Origin of the sequence: Pseudomonas sp. BS3767, assembly GCF_900099665.1 — a bacterium.
In the GTDB taxonomy this organism is placed as follows: domain Bacteria; phylum Pseudomonadota; class Gammaproteobacteria; order Pseudomonadales; family Pseudomonadaceae; genus Aquipseudomonas; species Aquipseudomonas cerasi.
Map to the genome: position 1 here is coordinate 498,644 of NZ_FNCX01000001.1, position 21,855 is coordinate 520,498.

Annotated in this window: 1 protein-coding gene (running past one end of the window); it reads left to right on the forward strand. The window is 62.1% G+C overall.

The genetic code is table 11. The annotated features are described in order from the left end of the window. Window positions 1–21,813 carry the 3' portion of a syringopeptin non-ribosomal peptide synthetase SypC gene (gene sypC, locus BLR16_RS01665; RefSeq protein ID WP_092194062.1) on the forward strand. 18,765 nt of this gene lie to the left of the window's left edge, so only the last 21,813 of its 40,578 coding nucleotides appear in the window; its start codon lies off the left edge, out of view; the stop codon is at window positions 21,811–21,813. The last annotated feature ends 42 nt before the right edge of the window (window positions 21,814–21,855 follow it).

The window sequence follows — 21,855 nt, forward strand, 5'->3', positions numbered from 1 at the left end:
GACGTTACCGCCTGGGAATGCCGCCCGACGGATCCGGGCGACAGCGTGCCCATCGGCCGTCCGATTGCCAACATTCAGATGCACGTGCTGGATGCCTTGGGCCAGCTGCAACCAATGGGCGTGGCCGGTGAACTGCACATTGGCGGCATCGGCGTGGCGCGGGGTTACCTGAACCTGCCGGAGCTGAGTGCCGAGCGTTTCATCGCCGACCCGTTTTCCAGCGACCCGCAGGCACGCCTGTACAAAACCGGCGACATGGGTCGCTGGCTGGCCAATGGCGCATTGGAATACCTGGGCCGTAATGACTTTCAGGTGAAGATCCGCGGCTTACGCATCGAAATCGGTGAAGTCGAGGCCGCTTTGGCCAGACACCCGGCAGTCCACGAAGCGGTGGTCACCGCTCGCGAAGACATACCCGATGACAAACGTCTGGTGGCTTACTACACGCAGTCTGCCGAGCACACTGCTGTCGATATCGACACCCTGCGCAGTCACCTGCAGCAACAGTTGCCTGAATACATGGTTCCGGCCATTTATGTACTGCTCGAGGCCATGCCGCTGACGTCCAACGGCAAGCTTGATCGCAAGGCGCTGCCAGCACCGGGCGGTGATGCGCTGATCAGCCGTGGCTACGAAGCACCGCAAGGCGAAATCGAGGAGCAGATCGCGGTAATCTGGCAAGACCTGCTGGGCGTCGAGCAGGTCGGTCGTCACGACCACTTCTTCGAACTCGGCGGCCATTCGCTGCTGGCGGTGAGTCTGACCGGCCGTATGCGCCAGTTGGGCCTGAGCGCCGATGTGCGCGTGCTGTTCAGCCAGCCCACCCTGGCTGCACTGGCCGCAGCCGTGGGCGGTGGCACCGAGATCGTAGTGCCAGCCAACCTGATCACCAAGGACTGCCAACGCATTACGCCTGAGCTGCTGCCACTGGCCGACCTGACTCAGGCGCAGATCGATCAAGTCGTAGCCACCGTGCCGGGCGGTGTGGCCAATGTGCAGGACATCTACCCGCTGGCGCCGTTGCAATCAGGCATTCTTTATCACCACCTGGCCGCCGAAATCGGCGACCCCTATGTGCTCCAGACCCAGTTCGCGTTCGCTGACAGCGAGCGTCTGAACGCCTTCGTTCAGGCCTTGCAGATGGTCATTGATCGCCACGACATTCTGCGCACCAGCGTGGTATGGGACGGTCTGGACTCGCCGGTGCAAGTGGTCTGGCGTCAGGCACAGTTGCACCTTGACGCACTTGAGCTCGATCCGGAAGACGGCGATATCGGTGCACAACTGCACCGCCGCTTTGATCCGCGTCACTACCGGCTGGACATCGGCCAGGCACCTTTGATGCGCGTGGCCTACGCCGAAGACCCGCTCAACCAGCGCATCTGCGCGATGCTGCTGTTCCATCACATGGCCCTGGACCACGTAGCGCTGGAAGTGGTGAAGCATGAAATGCAGGCATGGCTGGCGGGCGAGGCCGACACTTTGGCGGCGTCGGTACCCGTGCCGTATCGCAACTATGTAGCCCAGGCACGCTTGGGTGTCAGCCAGGCCGATCACGAAGCGTTTTTCCGCGACATGCTCGGCGATATCGACGAGCCGACCCTGCCGTTCGGCCTGATGGATGTGCAGGGTGAAGGTCGTGACATCGAGGAAGCCAGCCTGGCGCTGGCCCCTCAGATGAGCCTGCGCCTTCGTGCTCAGGCCCGACAACAAGGAGTGAGTGCCGCAAGTCTGGTGCACCTGGCCTGGGCTCAGGTGTTGGGCAAGGTGTCAAACAGGCAGGATGTGGTGTTCGGCACCGTCCTGATGGGCCGGATGCAAGGTGGCGAAGGAACCGAGCGGGCTTTGGGGATGTTCATCAACACCTTGCCGCTGCGGGTTTCGGTGGGCGAGCAGGGCGTGCGTGATGGGGTCAAGGCCACTCATAAACGCCTGACTGCCTTGCTCGGTCACGAACATGCCTCACTGGCGTTGGCCCAGCGTTGCAGCGGGGTTGCCGCGCCGGCGCCCTTGTTCAGCGCATTGCTCAACTACCGCCATAGCGGGGTCGGCAGTGTGTCCGACCAGGCCATGCAGGCCTGGCAGGGCATTGCGGTCCTCAGCGGCGAAGAACGCACCAACTACCCACTGACCTTGAACGTCGACGATCTGGGCGAAGGGTTCAGCCTGACGGCGTTGGTGGTTTCGTCAATCGGCGCGCAACGTGTGTGCGGCTACATGCACACGGCGCTGGAAAACCTGTTGACGGCGCTGGAGCAGACGCCAGAAACGTCGTTGCAAGGTTTGTCTATCCTGCCAGCTGTCGAGCGCGAGCAGTTGCTGGTGGGGTTCAACGACACGGCGCTGGATTGCCCGCACGAACAGACCATTCATGGGCTGTTCGAAGCACAGGTCGAGCGCACACCTGAAGCGCTGGCAGTCGTCCATGGCGAACAGCGCCTGACGTACCGCGAGCTTAACGAGCAGGCCAACCGCCTGGCGCATACCTTGCGCAAGCAGGGTGTGCAGCCGGATTCCAGAGTCGGGATCTGTGTAGAGCGCAGCGCGGAAATGGTCGTCGGTTTGCTGGCGATCCTCAAGGCGGGCGGTGGTTACGTGCCACTGGACCCGGCTTATCCGGCAGAGCGTATTGCTTACATGCTGCAGGACAGCACGCCTGCTGCCGTGCTGGTACAGTCGGCGACAGAAGCGTTACTGACCGACGTTTCGGTACCGGTGATCAATCTTGATCTGAGCGATTGGCAGGACCAGTCCGTCCAGAATCCGCAGGTGCCTGGGCTGACTTCCGCGCACCTGGCCTACCTGATCTACACCTCGGGTTCGACCGGCTTGCCGAAAGGCGTGATGATCGAACACCGCAACACCGTGAACTTCCTGAGCTGGGCGCATAAGGCGTTCGACGGCTGTGCACTGGAAAAAACGCTGTTCTCCACCTCGCTGAACTTCGACCTCGCCGTCTACGAGTGCTTCGCGCCGCTGACGTCGGGCGCCAGCATCGAAGTCGTCAAAAACGTCCTTGAACTGCAACACGGCGAGCACGATATCGGCCTGATCAACACTGTGCCGTCGGCGCTTAAAGCACTGCTGGACGTCGATGGTCTGCCGAAATCGGTCCACACCGTAAACGTGGCCGGTGAAGCGCTGAAGCGCAGCCTGGTTGAGTCGCTGTTCGAGAAGACTGGCGTGCAGCGCCTGTGCAACCTGTATGGCCCATCTGAAACAACCACGTACTCAAGCTGGGTGGCGATGGATCGCGAAGACGGCTTCGCTGCGCACATCGGCAAACCGGTTGGCAATACACAGTTTTATCTGCTGGACGAACAGCTACAGCCCGTGCCACTCGGTGTTGCGGGTGAAATCTACATCGGCGGTGCCGGTGTGGCTCGTGGCTACCTGAACCGTGACGACCTCACTGCCGAACGCTTCCTCAAAGACCCGTTCAGCCAAAACCCAGCGGCACGCATGTACCGCACCGGCGACCTGGGTCGCTATCTGGCGGATGGCAATATCCAGTACCTGGGTCGTAACGACGATCAGGTGAAAATCCGCGGCTTCCGCATCGAGCTGGGCGAGATCGATGCACGCTTGGCCAAACACCCAGCCATTCATGAAGCAGTGGTGGCTGCCCGCGAAGATGTTCCGGGTGACAAGCGTCTGGTGGCTTATTACACACTGAGCGCAGGGCAGGCTTCTGTAGACATCGACAGCCTGCGCGGCTGGCTGCAGGAACAATTGCCGGCCTACATGATTCCGGTGGCCTATGTGCTGCTCGATGCACTGCCACTGACCCCGAATGGCAAGCTGGACCGCAAGGCCCTGCCAGCACCGGAAGCCGGTGCACTGATCAGCCGTGGTTATGAAGCCCCACAAGGCGAAACCGAAACGCAGATCGCGGCCATATGGCAAGACCTGCTGGGCGTTGCCCAGGTCGGTCGACACGACAACTTCTTCGAGTTGGGCGGTCATTCGCTGCTGGCCGTCAGCCTGATCGGACGTATGCGTCAGTCGGGCTTGAGCTCGGACGTGCGCGTGCTGTTCGGTCAGCCGACGCTGGCTGCACTGGCAGCGGCAGTCGGTGCTGGTACGGAAGTGATAGTGCCCGCCAACCTGATTGATGAACACTGTGAATACATCACTCCGGACCTGCTGCCGCTGGCCGACCTGACCCAGGCGCAGATCGATCAGGTGGTCGCAGGCGTGCCGGGCGGCGTGGCCAATGTGCAGGATATTTACCCGTTGGCGCCGCTGCAGGAAGGCATTCTCTATCACCACATCGCTGCGGAGCAGGGCGACCCCTATGTCTTGCAGACCCGGTTCGCATTTGATGACCGCCAGCGCCTGGATGCATTTGCCGAAGCGTTGCAGTTGGTCATCGATCGTCACGACATCCTGCGCACCAGCGTGGTGTGGCAAGGTCTCGACTCGCCGGTGCAGGTGGTCTGGCGTCAGGCGCAGTTGCACCTTGAAGCGCTTGAACTGGATCCGGCAAACGGTGATATCGCAGAGCAACTGCACAGCCGTTTCGACCCGCGCCACTACCGTCTGGACATCGGCCAGGCCCCCTTGATGCGCGTGGCTTACGCCGAAGACCCGCTCAATCAGCGGTTTTGCGCGATGCTGCTGTTCCACCACATGGCCCTGGATCATGTGGCGCTGGAGGTAGTGAAACACGAAATCCAGACCAGCTTGATGGGGCAGGCGGCACAACTGGGCAGCCCGGTGCCGTACCGCAACTATGTGGCTCAGGCGCGTCTGGGGGTGAGCGAAGCGGATCACGAAGCATTCTTCCGCGACATGCTCGGCGACATCGAAGAGCCGACCTTGCCGTTCGGCCTGATGAATGTGCAGGGTGACGGTCGTGATATTGAAGAGCACACCCTGGTCCTCGAGCCTCAACTGGACCTGCGCCTGCGGGCCCAGGCCCGGCAGCTTGGAGTAAGCGTTGCCAGCCTGGCACACCTGGCCTGGGCGCAGGTCTTGAGCAAGGTTTCAGGCAGGCAGGACGTGGTGTTCGGCACCGTCCTGATGGGCCGGATGCAAGGCGGCGAGGGAGCCGAGCGTTCGCTGGGGATGTTTATCAACACCTTGCCGCTGCGCGTCGATATCGACACCTGCGCGGTACGCCAGGCGGTGCGTCAGACCCACACCCGGTTGACCGGTTTGCTCGGTCATGAGCATGCGCCTTTGGTATTGGCCCAGCGTTGCAGCGCGGTGGCCGCGCCGCTGCCATTGTTCAGTGCGCTGCTCAACTACCGCCACAGTGCGGTTGGCAGTGTATCCGATCAGGCCGTGCAGTCCTGGCAGGGTATCCATGCCCTGAGCAGTGAAGAACGCACCAACTACCCGCTGATTCTGAACGTCGATGATATGGGTGCGGGCTTCGGCCTGAATGTACAGGCGGTGGCCGGTATCGATGCGCGGCGCATCTGCGACTATATGCAGACCGTCTTGAGCCATCTGGCCGAAGCCCTTGAATCCGCGCCGGACTCAGCGGTGTGCGACCTGCCGGTGGTGCCGGAAACCGAACGGCAGCAACTGCTGGTGGCGTTCAACGACACCGCGCTGGACTACCCACAGCAGCAGACCGTGCACGGCCTGTTCGAAGCCCAGGTGCGTGCGTGCCCTGAAGCTTGCGCGGCGATCCACGATGGCGTTGCCGTGAGCTATGCCGAGCTCAACACCCGCGCCAATCGTCTTGCGCGGCATCTGTTGGGCCTTGGCGTGCAGCCAGGTGACTGTGTGGCGATCCTGCTGGAGCGCAGCCATGACCTGCTCGCCAGTCAGCTGGCGGTGCTCAAGTGCGCGGCGGTGTACGTACCGCTGGACATCAATGCACCGGTCGAACGTCAGACGTTCATGATCGAAGACAGTCAGGCGCGTGTTCTGCTGACCCACAGCCAGGTATCGCTGACAACCGCTGCGCAGCGTGTTGACCTCGATGGCCTGAAAGTAGAGAACTTTAAAGGCACCGACCTGGCATTGCCGCAGTCCAGCGAAAGCGTCGCTTACATCATGTACACCTCAGGCTCCACCGGCACGCCGAAAGGTGTGCTGGTGCCGCATAGGGCCATCAGCCGGCTGGTGATCAACAACGGTTACGCCGATTTCAATGCACAGGATCGCGTAGCTTTCGCTTCAAATCCTGCGTTTGATGCCAGCACGCTTGACGTTTGGGCACCGTTGCTCAATGGCGGTTGCGTGGTGGTGATCGGGCAGAACGACTTGCTGTCCCCGCGCGATTTCCAGCGCCTGTTGCTGGAGCAATCGGTAAACGTGCTGTGGATGACCGCAGGACTTTTCCATCAATACGCTTCAGGGCTGGGCGAGGCCTTTTCGCGCCTGCGCTACCTGATTGTCGGCGGCGATGTGCTGGACCCTGCCGTTATTAGCCGGGTGCTGGCCAACAGTCCTCCACAGTATCTGCTCAACGGCTATGGTCCGACCGAAGCCACAACCTTCTCCGCGACCTACGAAATCACGTCGGTCGGCAATGGCTCGATTCCTATTGGCAAGCCCGTGGGCAACAGCCGCCTGTATGTGCTCGATGGCCAAGGCCAACCGGTGCCATTGGGCGTGCCCGGCGAGCTGTACATCGGTGGGCAGGGCGTTGCCAAGGGCTATTTGAATCGTGTCAAATTGAGCGCCACGCAGTTTGTCGTCGACCCATTCAGCCCTTCTGAACATGCACTGATGTACCGCACCGGCGATCTGGTGCGCTGGCGTGCCGACGGTAACCTGGAATACCTGGGTCGCAATGACGATCAAGTGAAAATCCGTGGTTTCCGTGTTGAATTGGGTGAGATCGAAGCGCGCCTGGCCGAACATCCGGATGTTCTCGAGGCCGTGGTGCTTTGCCGTCAGGACACACCTGGCGACAAGCGTCTGGTGGCGTATGTCACAGCGCAGCAGCCTGTCGACATCGAACATCTGCGTAGCCATCTGCAAGGCCTGTTGCCGGAGTACATGGTGCCCGCGGCCTACGTGCAGCTCGATGCGCTGCCTCTGACCGCCAACGGCAAGCTCGACCGCAAGGCCCTGCCAATGCCGGATGCGCAATCGCTCATCAGTCGTGGTTATGAAGCACCTCAGGGCGAGGTTGAGACCCTGCTGGCGTCGATCTGGGCTGACGTGCTCAAGGTCGGGCAGGTCGGTCGCCATGATCACTTCTTCGAACTGGGTGGCCACTCGCTGCTTGCAGTCAAATTGATCGAACGCATGCGTCAAGTCGGCCTGAGTGCCGATGTACGCGTGCTGTTCAGCCAGCCTACGCTAGCCGCACTGGCGGCAGCGGTCGGTGGTGGCACGGAAGTCGTGGTGCCGGCCAATCTGATCCCGGAACGCTGCGAACACATCACACCGGACCTGCTGCCACTGATCAGCCTGACTCAGGCGCAGATCGACCGCGTCGTGAAGCATGTGCCCGGCGGTGCCGCTAACGTGCAGGACATTTACCCGCTGGCACCTTTGCAGGCAGGCATTCTCTATCACCACATCAGTGCCGAGCAGGGCGACCCGTATACCCTGAAAGCGCTGTTCAGTCTGCGCGACCGCGCACGACTGGACGATTTCAGCCACGCCTTGCAAGGGGTAATCAATCGTCACGATATCCTGCGCACCGCTGTGCTGTGGGAGGGTCTCGAAGAACCGCTGCAAGTGGTGCTGCGTCAGGCTGAAATGCACGTCACCGAGGTGGACCTAGACCCGGCTGACGGCCCGCTGGACGAGCAGTTGCACGAGCGCTTCGATCCTCGGCATTACCGCCTCGACGTACGCCAAGCGCCCTTGATGCAGATTGTCTTTAGCCATGATCCGCTCAACGATCGCTGGCTGGCGATGCTGCTGTTCCATCACCTGGTCAACGACGCCACCTCGCTGTACGTGGTGTTGCGTGAACTTCAGGCGCACCTGCTCGGTCAGCACGCTGCTCTGGGTCAGAGCGTGCCGTATCGCAACTACGTAGCCCAGGCTCGCCTGGGTGTCAGCGAGGCACAGCACGAAGCCTTCTTCCGCGATATGCTCAGCGATATCGACGAGCCAACGCTGCCATTCGGTTTGCAGGATGTGCAGGACGGTGGTCGTGACCTCGAAGAGGCGAGCGTGATCCTGCCCGCTGAACTGGACCTGCGTTTGCGGGCTCAGGCCCGGCAAGCAGGCGTCAGCGCCGCGAGCCTTATGCACCTTGCGTGGGCGCGGGTGCTCGGCAGTGTCTCGGCCCGTGACCAGGTCGTGTTCGGCACCGTACTGCTAGGCCGTATGCAGGCCGGCGAGGGTGCCGACCGTGCGTTGGGCATGTTTATCAACACCTTGCCGCTGCGCGTCGATGTCGGCGCGACCACGGTGGTCGAGGGACTGAAAGCTACGCACAGGCAACTGACGGCGTTGCTGGGCCATGAACACGCACCGCTGGTACTCGCCCAGCGTTGCAGCGGCGTGGCGGCACCGACACCACTGTTCAGCGCGCTGCTCAACTACCGGCACAGCGGCGTGAACGATGTTTCGGCAGAAACCGCCACTGCCTGGGAAGGGATCGAGTCCTTTGGCGCCAAGGACCACACCAACTACCCGTTGACCCTGAACGTGGACGACGTGGGTAACGGGTTCAGTCTGACCGTACAGGTCAGCAGCGAAGTCGGTGCCAAACGGGTCTGCGGTTACATGCAGACCGTGCTGGAGCATCTGGCGGATGCACTTGAGCAGTCACCGTCCCTGGCCCTCGACAGCCTGCCGACCCTGCCAGTCGACGAGCGTGAGCAGGTGCTGGTGCAGTTCAACGACACCGCTCTGGATTACCCGCACGAACAGACCATTCATGGCTTATTCGAAGCGCAAGCCAAGCGCACACCGGAAGCACTGGCAGTGGTGCACGGCGAACAGCGCCTGACGTACCGCGAGCTTAACGAGCAGGCCAACCGCCTGGCACATGCTTTGCGCGAGCGGGGTGTTCAGCCAGATTCTCGCGTCGGAATCTGTGTAGAACGCGGCGCGGAAATGGTCGTCGGTTTGCTGGCGATTCTCAAGGCGGGTGGTGGCTACGTGCCGCTCGACCCGGCTTATCCAGCGGAACGTATTGCGTACATGTTGCAGGACAGCGCTCCGGCAGCCGTGCTGGCTCACACCGCTACTCAGGGCTTGCTGGCCGACGTTTCGGTGCCTGTGATCAATCTTGATCTGAGCGATTGGCAGGGCGAATCCGTCCAGAATCCGCAGGTGCCGGGGCTGACTTCGGCGCACCTGGCCTACCTGATCTACACCTCGGGTTCGACCGGCTTGCCGAAAGGCGTGATGATCGAACACCGTAACACCGTGAACTTCCTGAGCTGGGCACACACGGTTTTTGACGGTTCGACACTGGAAAAAACACTCTTCTCCACCTCGCTGAACTTCGACCTCGCCGTCTACGAGTGCTTTGCGCCACTGACCTCGGGCGGCAGCATCGAAGTCGTCAAAAACGTGCTGGAACTGCAACACGGCGAGCACGATATCGGCCTGATCAACACGGTACCGTCGGCGCTGAAAGCACTACTGGACGTTGACGGTCTGCCGGCAACGGTTCACACGGTGAACGTGGCCGGTGAAGCGCTCAAGCGTAGCCTGGTGGAATCGCTGTTCGAGAAGACTGGCGTGCAGCGCCTGTGCAACCTCTATGGCCCGTCTGAAACCACCACCTATTCAAGCTGGGTGGCCATGGATCGTGAAGACGGCTTCGCTCCACACATCGGCAAACCGGTTGGCAATACGCAGTTTTACCTGCTGGACCAACAGCAACAGCCCGTCCCCCTGGGTGTTGTGGGCGAGATCTACATCGGCGGCGCCGGTGTGGCGCGGGGCTACCTGAACCGTGACGACCTCACTGCCGAGCGCTTCCTCAACGACCCGTTCAGCCAGCAACCAGCAGCACGCATGTACCGCACGGGCGACCTGGGGCGCTACTTGCCAGACGGCAATATCGAATACCTGGGCCGTAACGATGATCAGGTGAAGATCCGTGGCTTCCGTATCGAACTGGGCGAGATCGATGCGCGTCTGGCCAAACACCCGGCGGTCCACGAAGCGGTTGTGACGGCTCGCGAAGATGTGCCGGGCGACAAGCGTCTGGTGGCTTATTACACCCTGAGCGCAGGGCATGCTTCGGTAGATATCGACAGCCTTCGCGCCTGGCTGCAGGAGCAATTACCGGCGCATATGATCCCGGTGGCCTATGTGCTGCTCGACGCACTGCCGCTGACGCCGAACGGCAAGCTGGACCGCAAGGCCTTGCCCGCACCGGACACCGATGCGCTGATCCGTCGTGGTTATGAAGCTCCCCAAGGCGAAACCGAAACCCTGCTGGCGGGAATCTGGAGCGACTTGCTTAAGGTTGAACGCATCAGCCGTCACGACCAGTTCTTCGAGCTGGGCGGCCATTCGTTGCTGGCCATGCGTTTGATTTCGCAGATTCGCCAACAGTTGGGCGTCGAGCTGAGCCTGGCGGCGCTGTTTGCCCGCCCGGAACTGAGCGCTCTGGCGCTGGCCATCGCCCAAGCCGGACGCAGCATCCTGCCGGATATCGTGCCGGTGGCACGCGATCAGGCCTGGCCACTGTCGTTCGGCCAGCAACGTCTGTGGTTCCTGGCCCAGATGGAAGGCGCCAGCGCGGCCTACCACATGCCTATCGGCCTGAGCCTGCATGGCGAGCTGGACCGTACGGCGATGCAACGGGCCCTGGAGCGCATCGTCGCGCGCCATGAGGGCTTGCGCACCACCTTCATTCAGGGCGATGACGAACAGCCATTGCAACGGATCAGCCCGTCAGATGCCGGCTTCAACCTGCAGCTGCATGATCTGCAAGGGCTGGTGGATGCCAAAGAGAAGCTTCAGGCACTGGCCAGCGAAGAGTCGCTGCAAAGCTTCGATCTGGAACAGGGCCCGTTGATCCGTGGTCGTCTGATCCGTATGGCCGAGGACCATCACGTCCTGCTGCTGACCATGCACCACATCGTTTCCGATGGCTGGTCGATTGGCGTGCTGACCCGTGAACTGGCCGCGCTCTATGCGGCATTCAGTCAGGGCCAGGACGACCCGCTGACGCCTCTGACGCTGCACTACCTGGACTACGCGGTGTGGCAGCGTCGCTGGTTGAGCGGCGATTTGCTACAGCAACAAAGCGACTACTGGCAGCAAACCCTGGCAGATGCTCCGGCGCTGCTGATGCTGCCCACCGACCGGGTGCGTCCGGCGCAGCAGGACTATGCCGGCGCGGTGCTGCCCATCGTTTTCGACCAGGACCTGACTCGCGGCCTCAAGGCCTTGAGCCAACGTCACGGCAGCACCCTGTTCATGACTGTAATGGCCGCCTGGGCTGCGCTGTTGGGACGTCTGGCCGGTCAGGACGACGTGGTCATCGGCACGCCGGTGGCCAACCGTACACGCAGTGAAGTCGAAGGATTGGTGGGCCTGTTCGTCAATACCCTGGCGATCCGCGTCGACCTCAGCGACAAGCCCACGGCAGAGACGCTGCTGGCGCAGGTCAAGATCAACACCTTAGGCGCCCAGGACCATCAGGACCTGCCGTTCGAGCAGGTGGTGGAAGTGATCAAGCCGGTGCGCAGCCTGTCGCACAGCCCGGTGTTCCAGGCCATGCTCAGCTGGCAGGACATGGGCGACGGGGATTTCTCCCTCGGCGATCTGCAACTGGAAAGCCTGAGCGCGGGCCATACGCTGTCCAAGTTCGATCTCTCGCTGGACATCGGCGAAGCCCAGGGCCAACTGTTCGGTTCGCTGGAATACGCCACTGCGTTGTTCGACGAAAGCACCATCGCGCGTTATCTGGGGTACTTGCAGCGTTTGCTGCACGCCATGGTCGCCGATGATCGCCAGGTACTGGAACAGGTGCCACTGCTCGATACGGTGGAACGCAAGCATCTGCTGGTCGACCTCAACGCTACCGACGTGCCTTACCCGCAAGAAGCCACGATTCATCAGCTATTCGAAGAAAAGGTCCAGGCCCAGCCCGACGCCATTGCCGTGGCCTTCCAGGCACAACGCTTGAGCTATGCCGAACTGAACCGTCAGGCCAACCGCCTGGCTCATCACCTGATCGGCATGGGCATCGGCCCGGATGATCGGGTGGCGATCTGCGTCGAACGTGGGGTGAAAATGATAGTCGGGCTGCTCGGTGTGCTCAAAGCCGGCGCCGCCTATGTGCCGTTGGACCCGGCGTATCCGGCCGAGCGTCTGGCGTACATGATCAACGATAGCCAGCCATCGGCGTTGCTCACCCAGCGCGGCCTGCAGGAGCGTTTGCCAGCACTGTCCATGCCGCTGGTATTGCTCGACGACGAGCATTGCCAGGGTTTCACCGAGTGTGATGACAACCCGGTCGTACCGACTCTCAGCGTGCGCAACCTGGCGTATGTGATCTACACCTCGGGTTCCACTGGTAATCCGAAGGGGGTGATGATCGAGCATCGCGGTCTGGTCAACTACAGCGTCGATGCGGCACGCCTGTTTGGCCTGTCACAGAGCGACACCGTGCTGCAACAGAACACTCTTAACTTCGACCTTTCGGTGGAGGAGATCTTCCCGGCACTCCTGGCCGGTGCAACCCTGGCGCCAAGCCGCGAGATCTTCGGCAGTGAAGGCACTGAAAATCACGGCATTTACCCGACCGTCCTGCACTTGACCGCTGCCCATTGGCACACGCTGGTCGCCGAATGGCACAACCAGCCGCAGGCTGCTGAACAACGCCTGGCCGAAGTGCGCATGATCAACGTCACCGGTGACGCATTGTCGGCACAGAAACTGAAGCTCTGGGACGAGGTGCGCCCAGCACATACGCGCCTGATCAACACCTACGGGCCAACCGAGGCGACGGTGTCTTGCACTGCGGCTTACGTCAGCCATGACGCCGTGGCTGGCAGCGAAGGCAGCGGCAACGCGACCATCGGCAAACCGATGGCCAACACGCGCATCTACCTGCTTGATGCCCACCAGCAGCCAGTACCGTATGGCGTGGCCGGTGAGATTTTCATCGGTGGCGACGGGGTAGCGCGGGGTTACCTGAACCTTGCCGAGGTCAACGCAGAGCGTTTCCTCGCGGATCCGTTCAGCAACAGCCCTGATGCCAGAATGTACAAAACTGGCGACCTGGCGCGCTACATGGCCGACGGCCGTATCGAATACCTGGGCCGTAACGACTTCCAGGTCAAGGTGCGCGGTTTCCGTATCGAACTGGGCGAAATCGAAGCCCGTCTCGGCAATTGCAAAGGGGTCAAGGAAGCGGTGGTGATCGCTCGGGAGGACAATCCCGGTGAAAAACGTCTCGTGGCCTACGTGATCGCCCAGCCACAAGCGAGTCTGGATGTCGCCAGACTGCGCGCCGAGCTGGCACCGCAACTGGCCGAATACATGCTGCCGAGCGCGTTCGTGCTGCTCGATGCACTGCCGCTGACACCTAACCGTAAACTCGATCGCAAGGCCTTGCCGGCCCCGGCGGACGATGCTTTTGCCAGTCGTCAACATGTCGCCCCGCAAGGCACCAGCGAAAAAGCCCTGGCGCAGATCTGGCAGAACCTGCTCAACCTGGAAGCAGTAGGGCGTCATGACCACTTCTTCGAGCTGGGTGGGCACTCGCTGCTGGCGATGCGTCTGATTTCCCAGGTGCGTCAGCGCATGGGCGTCGAGCTGAGCCTGGCGGACATCTTCGCCCAGCCGGAGCTAGCTGCACTGGCTGAGGTAGTGGCGCACGCTGCCGGCAGCAGCCAGCAGCCCATCGTGCCGGTATCTCGCGATCAGGCTTTGCCGCTGTCGTTTGCCCAACAACGCCTGTGGTTCCTTGCACAGCTGGACGGTGGCAGTGCGGCTTATCACATTCCAGCCGGTCTGCGTCTGCGCGGCAGCCTCGATCAGGACGCATTGAAACGAGCGCTGGACCGCATCGTTGCGCGCCACGAGGCGTTGCGTACGACCTTTGTACAGGAGCAGGACCAGGATCCGCTGCAGCGCATCGCCCCGGCCGATATCGGTTTCAGCCTGCAACTTCAGGTGCTGACAGGGCAGGCCGATGCAGAACAACAATTGCTCGCCATCGCCAAAGAAGAGGCCGAAGAGGGCTTTGATCTGCTCAATGGCCCGCTGGTGCGCGGACGCTTGGTATGCCTGGCCGATGACGACCATGTGTTGCTGGTGACCATGCACCACATCGTCTCTGACGGCTGCTCCGCAGATGTATTGACCCGTGAACTGGGCCTGCTCTATGCCGCGTTCAGTGCCGGTGCCGAAGATCCGTTGCCCGCGTTGCCGGTGCAATACGCCGACTATGCCGTGTGGCAGCGCAACTGGCTGAGCGGCGACGTACTGCAACAGCAACGCCAGTACTGGCAGCAGACTCTGGCCGGTGCGCCGTCCTTGCTGACCTTGCCGAGCGACCGGCCACGGCCGGCGCAACAGGACTACAGTGGCAAGTTGCTCGGGCTGGTACTCGACGCCGACCTGACCCGCGGCCTCAAGGCCCTGAGCCAGCGGCATGGCAGCAGCCTGTTCATGACGGTCATGGCCGCATGGGCGGCGCTGCTGGGACGTCTGGCCGGTCAGGACGACGTGGTCATCGGTACGCCGGTGGCCAACCGCATGCGCGCCGAAGTTGAGGACCTGATCGGGTTCTTCGTCAACACCCTGGCCGTGCGCGTCGACCTCTCGGGGACACCGAGCGTGCAAAACCTGTTGCAGCAGGTCAAACAGCAGACCCTGGCCGCCCAAGCGAATCAGGACCTGCCGTTCGAACAGGTGGTCGAGGTGGTTCGCCCACAACGCAGCCTGTCCCACAGCCCGATCTTCCAGGCCATGTTGTCGTGGCAGAACAACGAAGCGTCCGACCTGGCGCTTGGCGACATGGCCCTGCAGGGCGTCGCGGTGGCAGGCCATACGGCCAAGTTCGACCTGACACTGGACATGACCGAGGTTGGCGATCAATTGATCGGCACGCTGGAATACGCCACGGCACTGTTCGACGAACGCACCATGCAGCGCTACCTGGGCTACTTCCAACGCTTGCTGGAAGCCATGGTCGCCGACGACCGCCAGTTGCTGGAACAGGTACCGTTGCTCGATGCGGTGGAACGCCAGCATCTGCTGGTCGAGCTTAACGCTAACAATGTGCCTTACCCGCAGGACTGCACGATTCATCAGCTGTTCGAAGAAAAGGTCCAGGCACAGCCCGACGCCATCGCCGTGGCCTTCCAGGCGCAGCGCTTGAGCTATGCCGAACTGAACCGTCAGGCTAACCGTCTGGCCCATCACCTGATCGGCCTGGGCATTGGCCCGGATGATCGAGTGGCGATCTGCGTCGAGCGTGGCGTGGAAATGATGATCGGCCTGCTCGGTGTGCTCAAGGCAGGAGCGGCTTATGTGCCGCTGGACCCGGCGTATCCGGCCGAGCGCCTGGCCTACATGATCAACGACAGCCAGCCAACGGCATTGCTGACCCAGCGTGATCTGCAGAAACGCCTGCCGACGCTTGCTTTGCCACTGGTGTTGCTCGACGACGATCAGCGCAACACCTTTACCGAGCGTGACGACAACCCGGTGGTGGAAGCCCTCGGCGTGCGCAATCTGGCGTATGTGATCTACACATCAGGTTCCACCGGCAATCCGAAGGGGGTGATGATCGAACATCGCGGTCTGGTCAACTACAGCGTTGATGCTGCACGCCTGTTCGGCCTGTCTCCGGCTGACACTGTGCTGCAGCAGAACACCCTGAACTTCGACCTCTCGGTGGAGGAGATCTTCCCGGCGCTGCTGGCTGGCGCCACTCTGGCGCCAAGTCGCGAGATCTTCGGCAGCGAAGGGACTCAAACTTACGGCATTCAACCGACCGTACTGCACTTGACCGCTGCGCACTGGCACACGCTGGTAGCCGAATGGCACAAGCAACCGGAGGTGGCGGCTCAGCGCCTGCAACAAGTGCGTCTGATCAATGTCACGGGTGACGCACTGTCCGCGCAGAAACTCAGACTCTGGGACGAGGTGCGCCCGGCGCATACCCGCCTGATCAACACGTACGGCCCAACCGAAGCGACAGTGTCCTGCACCGCCGCCTACGTCAGCCATGACGCCGTGACCGGCAGCGAAGGCAGCGGCAACGCGACTATCGGCAAGCCGATGGCCAACACCCGAATCTACCTGCTCGACGCCCATCAGCAGCCAGTACCGTATGGCGTGGCCGGTGAGATTTTCATCGGGGGCGACGGGGTAGCGCGGGGTTACCTGAACCTTGCCGAGGTTAATGCCGAGCGTTTCCTCGCGGATCCGTTCAGCGAAAACCCTGAGGCCAGGATGTACAAAACCGGTGACCTGGCACGCTACATGGCCGACGGCCGTATCGAATACCTGGGCCGTAATGACTTCCAGGTCAAGGTGCGCGGTTTCCGTATCGAACTGGGCGAAATCGAAGCACGCCTGGGCAACTGCGCCGGGGTCAAGGAAGCGGTGGTGATCGCTCGGGAAGATAATCCGGGAGACAAACGTCTGGTGGCCTACGTAGTCGCGCAGCCGGATATGCACCTGACGGCCGCCAGCCTGCGTACCGAACTGGCGCCGCAACTGGCTGAATACATGCTGCCGAGCGCGTTCGTGATCCTCGATGCCTTGCCGTTGACGCCGAACCGCAAGCTTGACCGCAGCGCCTTGCCGGCTCCGCAAGCCGAGGCCTTTGCCAGCCGCGAACATGTGGAACCGCAAGGCGACACCGAGCTGGCGCTGGCGCAGATCTGGCAGAGCCTGCTCAATCTGGAACAGGTGGGCCGTCATGACCAGTTCTTCGAACTGGGCGGGCACTCGCTGCTGGCGATGCGTCTTATTTCCCAGGTGCGCCAGCACTTGAGCGTCGAGCTGGGCCTGGCGGATATCTTCGCCCAGCCTGAACTCGCCGCCATGGCACGGATACTCGCCGAAGCCAAAGGCAGCGTTCAGCCACCTATTGTGCCGGTGTCCCGTGATCAGGCCTTGCCGCTGTCGTTTTCCCAGCAGCGTCTGTGGTTCCTCGCACAGCTGGAAGGCGGCAGCGCGGCGTACCATATTCCGGCTGGGCTACGTGTACGTGGCGCTCTGGATAAATCTGCCCTGAAACGTGCGCTGGACCGTATCGTGGCGCGCCACGAAGTCCTGCGTACGACCTTTGTGCAGGATCAGGACCAGGATCCGGTACAGCGCATCGCCCCGGCCGATATCGGTTTCAGCCTGCAACTGCAGGTGCTGACCGGGCAGGCGGATGCTGAAGAGCAACTGCTCGCCATCACCGCTGAAGAGGCCAACGAAGGCTTTGATCTGCTCAACGGCCCGCTGGTACGCGGACGCCTGGTGCGCATGGCCGACGACGATCATGTGTTGCTGGTGACGATGCACCATATCGTCTCCGACGGCTGGTCTGCGGATGTGCTGACTCAAGAACTGGGTGCACTCTATGCCGCGTTCAGTGCCGGCGCCGAAGATCCGTTGCCCGCGTTGCCGGTGCAATACGCCGACTATGCGGTGTGGCAGCGCAACTGGCTGAGCGGCGACGTGCTGCAGCAACAGCGCCAGTACTGGCAGCAGACCCTGGGCGGTGCGCCAGCGTTGCTGACCTTGCCGACCGACCGGCCACGCCCGGCACAACAGGACTACAGCGGCAACATACGCGGTCTGGTGCTCGATGCAGAGCTGACCCGTGGCCTCAAGGCCCTGAGCCAGCGGCATGGCAGCACTTTGTTCATGACCGTGATGGTTGCATGGGCCTCGCTGCTGGGGCGTCTGGCAGGTCAGGATGATGTGGTGATCGGTACACCAGTAGCCAACCGCCTGCGTGCCGAGGTGGAGGACCTGATCGGGTTCTTCGTCAACACCCTGGCGATACGCGTCGATCTCTCCGGCGCACCCAGCGTCGAAGCGTTGATGCAGCAGGTCAAGCGCCAAACGCTGGCAGCGCAGACCCATCAGGACCTGCCGTTCGAACAGGTGGTCGAGGTGGTTCGCCCGCAACGCAGCCTGTCCCACAGCCCGATCTTCCAGGCCATGTTGTCCTGGCAGAACAACGAAACGTCCGATCTGGCGCTGGGCAATATGAACCTGCAAGGCGTGGCGGTGAACGACCACACGGCCAAGTTCGACCTGGTGCTGGACATGACCGAGGTCGGCGATCAATTGGTCGGCACGCTGGAATACGCTACGGCGCTGTTCGACGAAAGCACCATGGTCCGTTACCTGGGCTATTTCCAGCGCTTGCTGGAAGCGATGGTCGCCAATGAGCACCGCATCCTGGAGCACGTACCATTGGTGGATGCGGTCGAGCGCGAGCACCTGTTGAGCGGTCTTAATGCAACCGAACGTGCTTACCCTCAGGGTCAGCTGATGCATCGCCTTTTCGAGGCGCATGCAGCGTCTCGACCTCAGGCGCTTGCGGCCCGTCAGGGTGAGCAGACGCTGACCTACGCCGAGCTCGACAGCCGCGCCAACACCCTGGCTCAGCACTTGCGCCAACACGGCGTGAAAGCGGGAACCCGAGTGGCGATCCTGCTGGATCGTTCGGTGGAGCTATTGACCGGTATGCTGGCCACGCTCAAGTGTGGCGCGGCTTACCTGGCGCTGGATCGCCTGGCCCCCGAGGAGCGTGTGCGCTTCATGCTCGAGGACAGCGAAGCACTCATGTTGCTGACCCGCAGCGAGCTGACGGCACCTGAAACGACGCCGCGACTCGATCTGGACACCCTGGACCTATCAGTGGCTCACCAGGGGCCAGTCACGCTTGCAGATGAGGTCGCAGGCGAGACTCCGGCGTGCATCATCTACACCTCCGGTTCCACCGGCATGCCCAAGGGCGTGATTGTCACCCACAACGGCATTGTGCGGCTGGTGCGGGACAACTATGACTTCCGTGCCGATGACCGCGTGGCGTTTTCTTCCAACCCGGCGTTCGACGCCAGCAGCCCGGAAATCTGGGGTGCCTTGCTCAATGGCGGTCAGTCGATAATCGTCGAGCCTTCAGTGTTGCTTGAGCCGACAGCCTTTGCCGCCTTGCTCAAACGCCATGCAGTGACGGTGATGTTCAGTTCGACCGCCTTGTTCAACCTGTATGCCGGGTTGATTCCCGAAGCGCTGGCAGGCTTGCGCATGCTGGAGTGCGGTGGCGAACGGGCGGATCCGGCGTCGTTCCGCCGGGTACGTGAGCATTCGTCTCAAGTGCGCCTGTTCAACGGCTACGGCCCGACCGAGGGCACGACGTGCGCTACTCGTTACGAAGTGTTCGATGTGCAGCCGGGCACCCTGAGCCTGCCAATCGGCAAACCCAACGCCAACGTGCGCATCTATCTGCTCGACGCGTGCGGCGAGCCGGTGCCGATGGGCAGCGTTGGCGAGATCTATATCGGCGGTGTCGGCGTCGCGCTTGGCTACCTGAATCGCGCGGAACTCACTGCTGAACGCTTCAGCGACGACCCGTTCAGTCAGCAGGCGGGGGCGCGGCTCTATCGCACCGGCGACCTGGCGCGCTGGTTGCCGGACGGCAACCTCGAATACCTGGCGCGTAATGATGGTCAGGTGAAGGTCCGCGGCTTCCGGGTCGAGCTTGGGGAAGTCGAAAGCAGCCTGCATGGGTGCGATGGCGTACGCAACTCCGTGGTCGTGGCGCGCGAAGACAGCCCGGGTGACACGCGGCTGGTGGCGTATTACACCGTGCATGCGGGCGTTGAAGCACCCGAGCAGGAGGCCTTGCGTGCGCAACTGAGCGCCGGATTGCCGGAATACATGGTCCCGAGCGTCTTCATCTGCCTGCCAGATTTGCCGCTCACGCTCAATGGCAAGGTGGATGTCCAGGCGCTGCCAGCACCAACGGCGGATCAGTTCCCGAGCCATGCGTTTGAAGCCCCGGTAGGGGAGTTGGAGATTCGTCTGGCGAAAGCCTGGGCGCAAGTACTTGAATTACAACAGGTGGGCCGTTATGACAGCTTCTTCAATCTCGGAGGTCACTCGCTGATGGCAGTGCGACTGGTCAACCAACTGGTACAGAGTGGTTTGTCGGTGTCTCTGGCCGACGTTTTCCAGCACGCCAGCGTCGCGGACCTGGCGGGCCTGCTGGACAGCGGCAGCAAAGAGGCTGCACCGCAGCTTCATGAACAACTGGTGCCGGTGCGTACCACCGGTAGTCAGCGTCCGCTGTTCCTGGTTCATGAGTTCACTGGCCAGGACGTGCATTTCCCTGCGCTGGCGGTGCACATCGATAGCGATATTCCGGTCTACGGGTTGAGCGGCATCCCCCTCGGTCAGGAGCAGCTGCAGACCATGGAATGCCTGGCAACACGCTTGTTGAGTGCGATGCGCAGCGTTCAGCCGCACGGACCTTATCGCTTGGCGGGCTGGTCGTTCGGTGGGCTTCTGGCCTACGAAATCGCCATCCAGCTGGAGGGTATGGACGAGGAGGTGGAGTTTATCGGCCTGCTCGACACCTACATGCCGCGCCTGGTGGATCAGGGTCGCGAACGCTGGGACCTGCAGACCGCCCACCGTCAGCACCTGCTGGAACACTGCGAGCAGTTCTGGAGAGCACGAGGCGAATGCACGCAGGCCCTGGAGGCCCTTGAGCGAGTGCGTGCAAACCGGCAGACCTTTGATTTCGCAGGGCTCCTGCAACACTGTCGTGAGCAGGGTGCGCTGCCTCCGGAGCTGGAAACCTACACGACCGAGGATCTTTGGCAGTACCTAGACCGAGAGGTGGCTCACGGTCATGCGCAGGCCAATTACACGGTTTATCCCAACAGCGTGCCGCTGCACTTGTTTACCGCCATCGAGTGGGAACCCAACTCGCAGAAACACAGCGGTTACTTGGGTTGGGATAGCGTCCTGCCAGTCGCTCAGTTGCGCAGTATCAAGGTCGCGGGCGATCACTTGAGCATGATGAAGCCGCCGCATATCGAGGGCCTGGGTCAGGCGATCAGCCAGGCGTTGGCTGATCTGCCCGATCCTTCGCGGGGGGCCGAAAGCGCCCACCGGCCGTTGCTGACGATTCAGGGCGGACGTCGCGATCACGCGCCAATTTTCTGTGTACCGGGGGCAGGGGACAGTGTGACCGGCTTCATCAGCCTGGCCGATGCCCTTGGGCCGCACTGGCCAATCCACGGGCTGCAACCACGCGGGCTGGATGGCCGCACGGTGCCTTACAGCCTGGTGGAAACCGCCGCCGAGGCGTATCTGCAAGCACTCGACAGCACTCATCCCGAAGGGCCGGTGCATCTGCTCGGTCATTCGTTCGGCGGCTGGGTGGCCTTTGAAATGGCCACGCGCCTGACGGCAAGCGGCAGGGAAGTGGCTTCGCTGACACTGATCGACAGCGAGTCGCCGGGCGGCAACGGCGTGGTGGGCAAACCTTACACCGCGATAGGCGTACTGGAACGTTTGATCGAGACCATGGAGCTGGCTGCGGGCAAGTCGCTGGGCATCGATCGTACGGCCTTCAGGGCCCAGGACGATATCGGCCAGATGCGCTTGTTGCATGCCGGAATGGTGCGGGCAGGGATGCTGCCGCAGCGTTCGTCGCCGGACGCGATGCGTGGGCCTGCGCGGGCCTTCGGTACGGCGTTGCGCACGCGTTATCAACCGTCGCAGATCTACACCGGACCGGTGCGTCTGGTGCTGGCTGACGACCCGGTGCTGGATGCGGCGGGCAATCAGCGCGAACAACAGGCGATGGTCAGCGGCTGGCGCCGGTGTGCCCCGGATCTCACTATCTGGCGTGGGCCGGGCAACCATTTCACCATCCTCAAGGCGCAGCATGTACAGCATCTGGCGAACTGGTGGCTACCCCGTCAATAACCTCGTTTCTTCAAGCCCGGCGGTTGATCGCCGGGTCAATCC